The organism is Citrobacter sp. Igbk 17, from assembly GCF_028069775.1.
Taxonomy (GTDB): domain Bacteria; phylum Pseudomonadota; class Gammaproteobacteria; order Enterobacterales; family Enterobacteriaceae; genus Citrobacter.
Map to the genome: position 1 here is coordinate 223522 of NZ_JANEWI010000003.1, position 9018 is coordinate 232539.

At 51.5% G+C, this 9018-nt stretch carries 6 protein-coding genes, 1 tRNA gene and 4 pseudogenes; 2 read left to right on the plus strand and 9 right to left on the minus strand.

Going from position 1 to position 9018, the window contains the following annotated elements:
• Positions 1-49: 49 nt before the first annotated feature.
• Positions 50-2185: an ornithine decarboxylase gene (locus NNO08_RS03330; RefSeq protein ID WP_271456187.1), complete on the minus strand. Its 2136-nt coding sequence runs from the start codon at positions 2183-2185 to the stop codon at positions 50-52.
• A gap of 458 nt (positions 2186-2643) precedes the next feature.
• Between NNO08_RS03330 and NNO08_RS03335 the strand changes: the two genes are divergently transcribed.
• Entirely contained in the window at positions 2644-3351 is a 708-nt protein-coding gene (locus NNO08_RS03335) for a DUF554 domain-containing protein (protein ID WP_271441188.1), read from the plus strand.
• 105 nt (positions 3352-3456) lie between these two features.
• A tRNA-Phe gene (locus NNO08_RS03340) sits at positions 3457-3532 on the plus strand.
• A gap of 74 nt (positions 3533-3606) precedes the next feature.
• Here the strand turns inward: NNO08_RS03340 and NNO08_RS03345 are convergent.
• The 8 genes and pseudogenes from NNO08_RS03345 to tssB all read right to left on the minus strand — a co-directional run bounded on the left by NNO08_RS03345 (position 3607) and on the right by tssB (position 8641).
• Positions 3607-4968, minus strand: a complete 1362-nt coding sequence (locus NNO08_RS03345) for a VasL domain-containing protein (RefSeq protein ID WP_271456188.1) — start codon at positions 4966-4968, stop codon at positions 3607-3609.
• 130 nt (positions 4969-5098) lie between these two features.
• Positions 5099-5587 (minus strand): hypothetical protein, encoded by a 489-nt coding sequence (locus NNO08_RS03350; protein WP_271456189.1) that lies wholly within the window; start codon positions 5585-5587, stop codon positions 5099-5101.
• A gap of 44 nt (positions 5588-5631) precedes the next feature.
• Positions 5632-6081 (minus strand): annotated as a pseudogene (gene tssE / locus NNO08_RS03355) (type VI secretion system baseplate subunit TssE); the annotation flags it as partial.
• Entirely contained in the window at positions 6074-6610 is a 537-nt protein-coding gene (gene tssJ, locus NNO08_RS03360) for a type VI secretion system lipoprotein TssJ (protein WP_271455668.1), read from the minus strand. The pseudogene tssE and the gene tssJ, both read right to left, overlap by 8 nt.
• A pseudogene (locus NNO08_RS03365) lies at positions 6591-7079 on the minus strand (type VI secretion system baseplate subunit TssG); the annotation flags it as partial. The pseudogene NNO08_RS03365 and the gene tssJ, both read right to left, overlap by 20 nt.
• Positions 7079-7474, minus strand: a pseudogene (locus NNO08_RS03370) (ImcF-related family protein); the annotation flags it as partial. The pseudogenes NNO08_RS03365 and NNO08_RS03370, both read right to left, overlap by 1 nt.
• Positions 7462-8112: pseudogene (locus tag NNO08_RS03375) on the minus strand (type VI secretion system contractile sheath domain-containing protein); the annotation flags it as partial. The pseudogenes NNO08_RS03370 and NNO08_RS03375, both read right to left, overlap by 13 nt.
• Positions 8113-8143: 31 nt before the next feature.
• Entirely contained in the window at positions 8144-8641 is a 498-nt protein-coding gene (gene tssB / locus NNO08_RS03380) for a type VI secretion system contractile sheath small subunit (protein ID WP_271441178.1), read from the minus strand.
• Between the last annotated feature and the right edge of the window lie 377 nt (positions 8642-9018).

Below are 9018 nucleotides of genomic sequence, written 5' to 3' on the forward strand. Positions count from 1 at the left end.
TGATGAAAAAAGGTCACCTAATGGTGACCTTTTTTTGGCCAGATGGCGCTTACTTCACGACATAGCCATACAGACGCTTAATACCGTCCGCATCAGTCTCACTGTAAACGCCCTGCAACTCCGGCGAAAAGCCCGGCAGCAGGTTCACGCCCTCTTCCAGCGCCAGAAAATAACGCTGTACCGCCCCGCCCCATACTTCACCTGGCACCACGCACAACACACCAGGAGGATAAGGCAATGCTCCCTCAGCAGCTATACGGCCTTCCGCATCGCAAATGCGAACCAGTTCAACATCACCACGAATAAAAGCGCTGTTGGCATCCTGCGGGTTCATCGCCACGGCAGGCAGGCTCGCCTGACGGAACATGGCCTTTTGCAGATCCTTCACATCAAAGCTGACGTACAGTGAATGCATCTCCTGACACAGTTCACGCAACGTGTAGTCCCGGTAACGTACCGGATACTTATTGAAGATTGTCGGCAACACGTCAGCCAGCGGCGTGTCATCTTCAATATGCTGTTCAAACTGCGCCAACATAGCTACCAGCTGTGCCATTTTTTCTGCGCTTTCTGCCGGAGTGAGCAGGAACAGAATCGAGTTCAGATCGCACTTCTCCGGCACGATGCCATTTTCACGCAGGTAGTGCGCCAGAATCGTTGCCGGGATGCCGAACGCCGTGTATTTCCCGGTTTGTGCATCAATGCCGGGGGTGGTTAGTAGCAACTTGCAGGGATCGACAAAATACTGGTCACGCGCATAACCGGAAAAGCCATGCCATTTTTCGCCAGGTTCAAAGCTAAAGAAGCGACGCTCACTGGCAATCACCGCCGTCGGATAGGTTTCCCACGGTTTACCATCAACCACTGGGGGAATAAACGGCTGAATCATCTTACAGCGGGTAAGTATCGCTTTACGGGCCTCAATTCCCAGCGCTACGCACTCCGCCCATAACCGACGTCCACTTTCGCCTTCATGTATTTTGGCATTCACATCTAACGCCGCAAACAGCGGATAAAACGGGCTGGTGGAAGCATGCAGCATAAACGCGTTATTCAGGCGCTTATGCGGGCAGAAACGCGCCTGACCACGAATATGGTTATCCTTTTTGTGGATCTGCGAAGTTTGCGAGAATCCGGCCTGCTGTTTATGCACCGACTGGGTAACTAAGATCCCCGGATCGTTAGCATTCAGCTCCAACAGCAGCGGTGATCCATCAGCCATCATCGGGATAAATTGCTCGTAGCCAACCCATGCGGAATCAAACAGGATGTAATCACACAGGCTACCGATCTTATCGATCACCTGGCGGGCGTTGTAGATTGTCCCGTCATAGGTTCCAAGCTGGATAATCGCCAGGCGGAACGGACGCGGCTGGTCAGCCTTTTGCGGTGCGACTTCACGGATTTGCTGGCGCAGATACGCCTCATCAAAGCAGTGTTCATCAATGCCGCCAATAAAGCCAAACGGATTACGCGCTGCTTCCAGATAAACCGGTGTCGCCCCCGCCTGGATCAGCGCACCGTGGTGGTTCGACTTATGGTTGTTACGGTCAAAAAGCACCAGATCGCCACGCGTCAGCAGCGCATTGGTCACCACTTTATTTGCTGCAGAGGTCCCGTTCAGCACAAAATAGGTTTTATCGGCGTGGAAGACTTTAGCCGCAAACTTTTGTGCATGCTTCGCGGACCCCTCATGAATCAGCAGATCGCCGAGCTTAACGTCAGCATTGCACATATCCGCGCGAAACAGGTTCTCGCCAAAGAATTCATAGAAATGACGACCCGCAGGGTGCTTCTTAAAAAACTCGCCATGCTGGTGTCCTGGGCAGGCAAAGGTGCTGTTCCCCATTTCAACATACTGCGTCAGCGTGTCATAGAAGGGTGGCAGCAGATCTTCCTCATACCGACAGGCGGCAGACTCCAGTTCCAGCCAGTCCTGCGCATTGCCGCAGATAACCGCCTCAACGTCGGCGGGTACATCCACGTTGGTCTCTGAAAATATAAACACCGGTAAGTGAAACCCGGTGCGTTTTAGCAAAGCCAGGATCCCGCTGCGGCTGTCCGCAACGGTAATGACGACTGCCGCGACGTCAGTAAAATCGGTACTGTCCAGCGTCACCACCTTGCGATGAGTAGACAGACGAGAAACCAGTTCACCACTGGCGGCAATATTCATTGATTTCATAAGCGCAAAAACCCGTATCGGGAGAATCAAAAGTCCCGGGCAAAGCCGCATTGCTATGCCCCTCGAAATGACAGGTCAAACTGGTCACCAGCCCCGACCGCCAGACATCAGTAAAAGCAGATAGCCTCTGATTTTACTGTTATCCTGCAGTGAGCGTGCGCTGCCGTCACCGCATGGTGAGAGAATAAAGAGATGTTGCAGGAAGGGGCAAACGTCGCGCAGAAAGGTGATGTAAGGGTAATAATAACATCCCAGGCAGCCCCATTCAGACAGGAGAAAATTCGCGCAATCATGGCAGCTTTCACTATCAGGCGCAAGATAAAATCCAGTGCATAGACCTCACAGATAAACAAGCATTCTATCGAATATTAGCGTCATAATAATGCATTCTGAAAACATAATTATACCCAACTCATTTCATTTAATATCAAGATGATAATGGATATGCAGGAGCGAATGTGGTAATCGGACCCTTTATCAATGCCAGCGCCATTTTACTCGGTGGCGTTCTTGGTGCGCTGCTCAGTCAGCATTTACCAGAACGAATTCGGGTCTCTATGACCTCTATTTTCGGGCTGGCCTCGTTAGGCATCGGTATCTTACTGGTCATCAAGTGCGCCAATTTGCCGGTGATGGTGCTGGCAACGCTGGTCGGCGCGCTGATCGGCGAGTTCTGTCATCTGGAAAAAGGCATTAATACCGCGGTCGCCAAAGCACAGCAGCTTTTCACCAAATCGGATGTCAATGCAACACACGAATCTTTCATCCAAAGCTACGTGGCTATCATCGTGCTGTTTTGCGCCAGCGGAACCGGGATCTTCGGGGCGATACATGAAGGGATGACCGGCGATCCTAATATTTTAATCGCGAAGTCATTTCTCGATTTCTTCACCGCTATTATCTTCGCCTGCTCGCTAGGAATCGCCGTGTCTGCCATTTTCATACCGATGCTGGCAATCCAGCTGACGCTCGCCACCTGCGCGGCTCTGATTTTACCGCTGACAACCCCAGCCATGATGGCTGATTTCAGCGCGGTAGGCGGACTGCTGTTGCTGGCGACGGGTCTACGTATTTGTGGAATCAAAATGTTTGCGGTGGTGAATATGCTTCCCGCCCTGCTACTGGCAATGCCGCTTTCCGCAGCATGGACTGCATTTTTTGCCTGAGAATGCGTGCAATACCAGCAATGTGGTGATAGATTGTGCAGTCTGCATTGATTTGAAGAAATTTCGTTGACGAAACGAGGTGAATCGGGTTTAATGCGCCTCGTTGCCCGGATAGCTCAGTCGGTAGAGCAGGGGATTGAAAATCCCCGTGTCCTTGGTTCGATTCCGAGTCCGGGCACCACTATTTAAAGAACCCAGCCTATGGCTGGGTTTTTGCTTTTGGAGAAACGTGATTTACTAGCGGACTTTGCTCGATTATTTGCCGCCAGAGACTCCTCCTCCGTTGTTAATTTCATTATGATCATTTTCCCTGTCCATCAACAAACTGTATCTCGCCAACAACTGGCGCAAATGACTGTCTATCGCCACAGCTAAGGCCTGATTGCGTGATGACTGTTGCGCGAATTGCCGTAAGCGCTCTTCCACAGGCGGTGTCTGGCTAAACAACTGTGTGATGGTAAAAACCTGCGATTTCAGTTCACTGACGGTCATATATTTACCGCGTTTTTCGTCCAGCGCATTCAACTGGTTTGCCAATTGCTGTAGTTTCATCATTCCCTGATACCAGCCATTAAGACTTTGCGGGGCAAGTGCTGTTGCTTCCTGTTGATGTCGCCACTGACTGGCAAGCTGTCTTACTTCAGCATTGTCCGGGAACAGGGCTCGCAGTTGTTGTATCAGCTGTGTTTCCTGGCGAAAAGTTGAGTCTGGCGGTAATAGAGACAAGCGTTCCAGCTGCTGTCGGGTACGGAGAGTAATCACTTCTGGTTGCAGTTTTTGCTGTCTTAATACCTGCAGCTGCGCCATCGTCAACGGCTCAGGAGCCACGGCCAATGAAGTGTTCAGCTGTGCAACCAAAGGTTCAGCCCGATGACATGCCTGCCAGCCCCACAGCGATGCGCCCCCCGCCACCAGCATCAGCGCCATTCCCGCCACAAACGCTTTCCAACGTACTGGAGGAGCAATATTTACCGTAGATTCTGACGGTGCGACAAAAACCCATTGATGGTAACCGTCAGATTCGGCAATCGTATCCGCATGACGGGTAGTGGAGGCAGTCAGTGTTTCGCTTGTAGATGCTGATGGCAGACCTGGTGGCACGCTGTTTTCCAGCCTTACCACCGTATTGTGTAACTGTACGCGCAGCGCTTCTGTCTGACCGAAGTCTGTCAGCTCCCGCTTTTGTAACACCTCCCCAAAATAGGAGATATGTTGCAAAGCCTGATGTAATTGCGGGAGATCGGCATAAGATAAGGTCAGCGTACGCATCATCTGCTGAAGCCGTTTACTCAGCGCACTGAGGATTTCCATTCGCGCACGGGGCGACTGCGGCCACAGCGATCCCCACTGACGGGAGATCAGTACCGCCAGTATTGCCAACCCTTCGTTCAATCCCCCCACCCCAGCCAACTGCAGCCGCGTCAGAGTGTACCAGGCAGCCGTCTGCAACTCCGCGCCATTTTGCTCAAACAGAGAAAGACAGAGCTTTTCGGCATATAACCAGTCCACATCCGGGCGCGCCGGATGCGTCAGTTTACTTAGTTCATCGCGCAATGGGGTAAAATCGGGAAGGCCGCGTGGATCGCCGCCAGTCTTTAACATTCTTTGACTATTCACTCAGTGGTTCCTGAAAATCCATGCAGGTTAATTTCGTCAGATGGCAGCTAATACCGCTTCCCGGAGCAGTGCCCCTTCGCACTCAATACGCCGTATGAATAAACTCGATGAATACTGCCAAAAATAAAAGTTAATATTCACAAGCCTGCTGGGGTAAAAGAGCGGTAATCAGGCGAAAAAAGGTATCTTCGTCGAACATCTGCTGTGGCAGGGAGATGTCATTTTTCGGCGCGTACATCCAGACGCTGACGTTACCTGCCCGCCTGTATAAGCGTCCTAATACAGTAAGGTGTTCTCCGGTCTGGAGGGTTATCTCCACGCACCCCGTCACGCCCTGACCGTACAAAAATACCGGCAGAAATTTTACAGCCTGGTTTTCATAACGCAGAACGAGGCCGGGGACATCAAAAGCCCCGCCCTCCACCAGCAGATCGGTGACAGAAACAGGTATTGTTTGCACCTCTATCCCCGTATCCACCAGCCACCCGGTCATCTGTTCCTGAAGTTGCGTCATGCGCGAGCGAAATGTGGCGATATCAGCCTGATGCTTAGTGACGGGCAAGCCGGGGAGCGTCTGTCTGGCCTGCAGTTTTTTCAGAAAGTGTGATTTTGCTGACATGATGTTATCTGGCCTTTCACGCTGGAGAGAAAAAAGAAGAGCCATATCCTGGAGGTATTCCCGAGATACTGCTGTTGCTTAAGATGTCGGAGCAAAACACGCCCTTCAGGCATAAACTTCGTACCATAACGCACCAGGCCAATACCGTTGAGTTCAGCATCAATAGCATAGAGAAGCTCTCCCGGAACAATCTGTTCGAGTAGTACCACCTTAATGCTTTTCAGGCGCGGTTCATATTTGAGCAGCACCGCCGACAGCACGCCCATCAGTTCATGGGCGGTGCCGGGCATCCCCTGCAGGGTTTTGGTCATATCCGGCAAGCCATAGTCCGGCAGATGCGCCAGCGTCCCGGCGCGACAGTTGAGGATGCGCTGCATGTTATCCAGTACCGAGAGAATGGCCTGGTTTTGTTCACTGACCTGATGGAGATCGAGGCCACCAGTGAAGTTGCCGTAGAGCGTTTCATAGAGTGAAGGACGGGAGGATTCACTCATCTTTTAGCGCCTGCAGGGTCAGTCGGTTGTTCCCCGCCTCAATAACGCGGGCTTTATCCGGATCAAGATCATCGCGGCTCAGTACCACCCGCCAGGTGTTGTTCACCTGGTCCGGTGACATAAACATGCCAGCTACTGCCACATACTGCGCACTCTCTTCCATCGGCATATCAACCGTCACTGCCCCGCCCGGCTGCAGGCGGATATCTTTCTCAGCTACCAGGTCTGCTTTAATGGCCTGGCTGTCCGCCTTGAACAGTGACGGGTAGTCTGTCGTGTCAAATGTTTTCCGGTCTTTGAGCTGGTAAATACGCACTACTGTGGACAGTGCCACGCCACCCGCATTGCTGTTGACGGCCTCGCGGGCGTGAATATCCAGATGCAGGTTTTTTATCTGCTTATAAAAAATCGATTTGGTCACGGCAACAGTGCCGTCTGTCACTTTTTGAGTCAGCCCACAGCCCGCCAGTATCAGTGTGATACCAACGGCCAGCGCAGCCAGAGGAAATTTACCAGCGGTAATCGCCATCTTCATCGGTCTCCCTGCGGTGAATATTTTCCTGTACCCGCTCATAGCGGCCAAGATTGATGGTTATGGTTTTGGGGGGCGTGACGCGGTTCGCTGCATTCAGCGGCCGTATCACGGCGGTACGACCCAACTGCGCTGCGCCAGCTTTGGGGTGAGTGCTCATCATCGCGTCGGGTAGCAGGCTACGGTCGACACACAGCTGCAGGCGGACATCCAGGCGAGACCCAAGATACACATGCAGCAGCGCCATTAAATCCGTGTGAAGCTCCCCGCCCGGTAACCAGCCCAGCACTTCTGCCGTGTCAGTGGTGGCCAGTCGCATCAGTATCTGGCTGTTCACGTCGGTGGCATAGTTGCCCATCACCGGGCGGTTTGTCAGGGTGACGGGCTGGCTGACGCTCATGGTCAGGGGCTTCTTCAGCGGCACACGGCGTTTGTCGTGGTGCCAGATTTTCGCCTGCGTGCCGGGTGGAGGGTCGATTCGCTATTCCGCACGCCCATCAGGCGAACAAGAAGCGAACGCGCCTGGCTGACCATGCCCTCATCAGCACGGAGCTTCCACTCCGGATGCATCACCAACTGCGTACCATAGAATGACAGCAGCGACGGAGCCATCCCTTGCCAAACACCGTCTTTCACGCCATCTCGTCTTGGCCAGTCGTGCAGCAGCGCCGAACTAAACCAGACCGCATCCATGTGTTCCGGACGCGCCAGCATCAGGTAGAGCTTAAGCTGGTCATAGGTGGTTTTTGCCATCTGCTCACGCCGCGGGCTACCCGGTGGCAACGCATTAAAGGCACTGAGCTGAGCCCCCAGGTGAACAGCGGCGGCATCACGCAGCAAAGGTTGTGCGCTGTCCTGATAAACGGCATATGTGCCGCAGCGGATACTTTCGAAATATTACGCAGTAATGCGACATCCTGCGCTGAGGCATCGAACTCATACGAAGAAATCAGTGCGGCAACAGGCTCTCCGCCAGGGGTATCGTATTCATCAATATAGGTTTGTTTATACAGTCCGCTCTGAGTCACTTCCGGGCTGTCTTCAAAATCCTGGCGCAGTTCCTCTTTGGACATATCCAGCAGTTCGATTTTCACGTTCTGGCGGAAATCTGTTTTGTCGACCAGCGACTTCAGACCGCACCACAGGCTTTCTACTGCCTGAAACGCTTCATGATGCATCACGGCATCCAGCTGGCGGCTAATCTGATAATCCAGTTCAGCGATATGGTGATCAATCAGGTTCCTGTCCAGTTTCTCGACTTTTGCACCGGATTTCGTCAGGCACTCGAGAAAGACCTGCATCCCGGCCGTTAAACGCTCATCAGCGGTCGCATCAGACATTGCCTGCGCATCCTGCCAGATATCCANCGCACTCAGTTCAGATACCGGATTCAGATTAATTTTTTCAAACAGGGACGCGTAAACCCCATTCGCCGAAGCGCGTTCCAGTACAACGCTTTCTCCACCCACAGCACTTTCATTTTGAACAGACATGAGCATTCCTTGTTAATCCGTTATAACGTCGTGATGGTTAAGGTTGTTTTGGTGCCAGAGATGACAGTTCGGCTCTGAGCTCCGCGCTGAGCGCCGGGTTCAGCAGAATTTTTTCCAGCTCCTTTCGAAAAGCCTGGTTATCCAGCAGATTGGCCTTTAAATCACGCAGCAGGTTGCGCATGGAAAGCATGGCTTTCAGCTGGGGTATTTGTCTGGAAATCTGTTCCGGTGAGAAATCTTTCATGTTCCGGAATGTCAGACTGATGGCGTCCTCGCTGCCGTCATCAGCAAGCGTATTTTTAACAGTGAGGTCGACTCTGGGAGAATAATCAGAAAGAACAGCATCGAAATTGTTTTTAGTTATATTGGTTTTTTCACGTCCGGATAAGGGTGAGAAATCCTGACCATTACTGAAATCACCTGCAACCAGTAATTTCAACGGCAATTCTGTTTTCTTGCTCGCCCCGCCGGTATGCAGGTCAAGTTTTAGGTTAACGCGTGCCTTTGGCACCTCATTCTGGAAACTGTCAGCCATCTCATCATCCCTCTGTTTATCGCTGTACACACTCGTCACACTACAGTTCTTTACAGACGATAATAGAATAATGATCTGCATNAGATCAAATAATCAGATCTTTAACCTTAAATAAGGAAATTCTTAAGCATTTTACTCTATTCAATAATGAGGAATTACTCGTTTTGGCAGAAAAACACGCCACAATTAATGCCTGACACACGCATTTATATCGAAAGAGTCAAAATTAGCAGAGCGTTATTGGAAGTTCGATTTTAATTTGATGTACATCAACACTTAAAATATGAAAAACCCCATCAAAAACCAGAGAGAAATTCATATATAGAATTAGTAAATAGAAGGGAAATAAAAAATAGATTGGATATATTATCGTATTG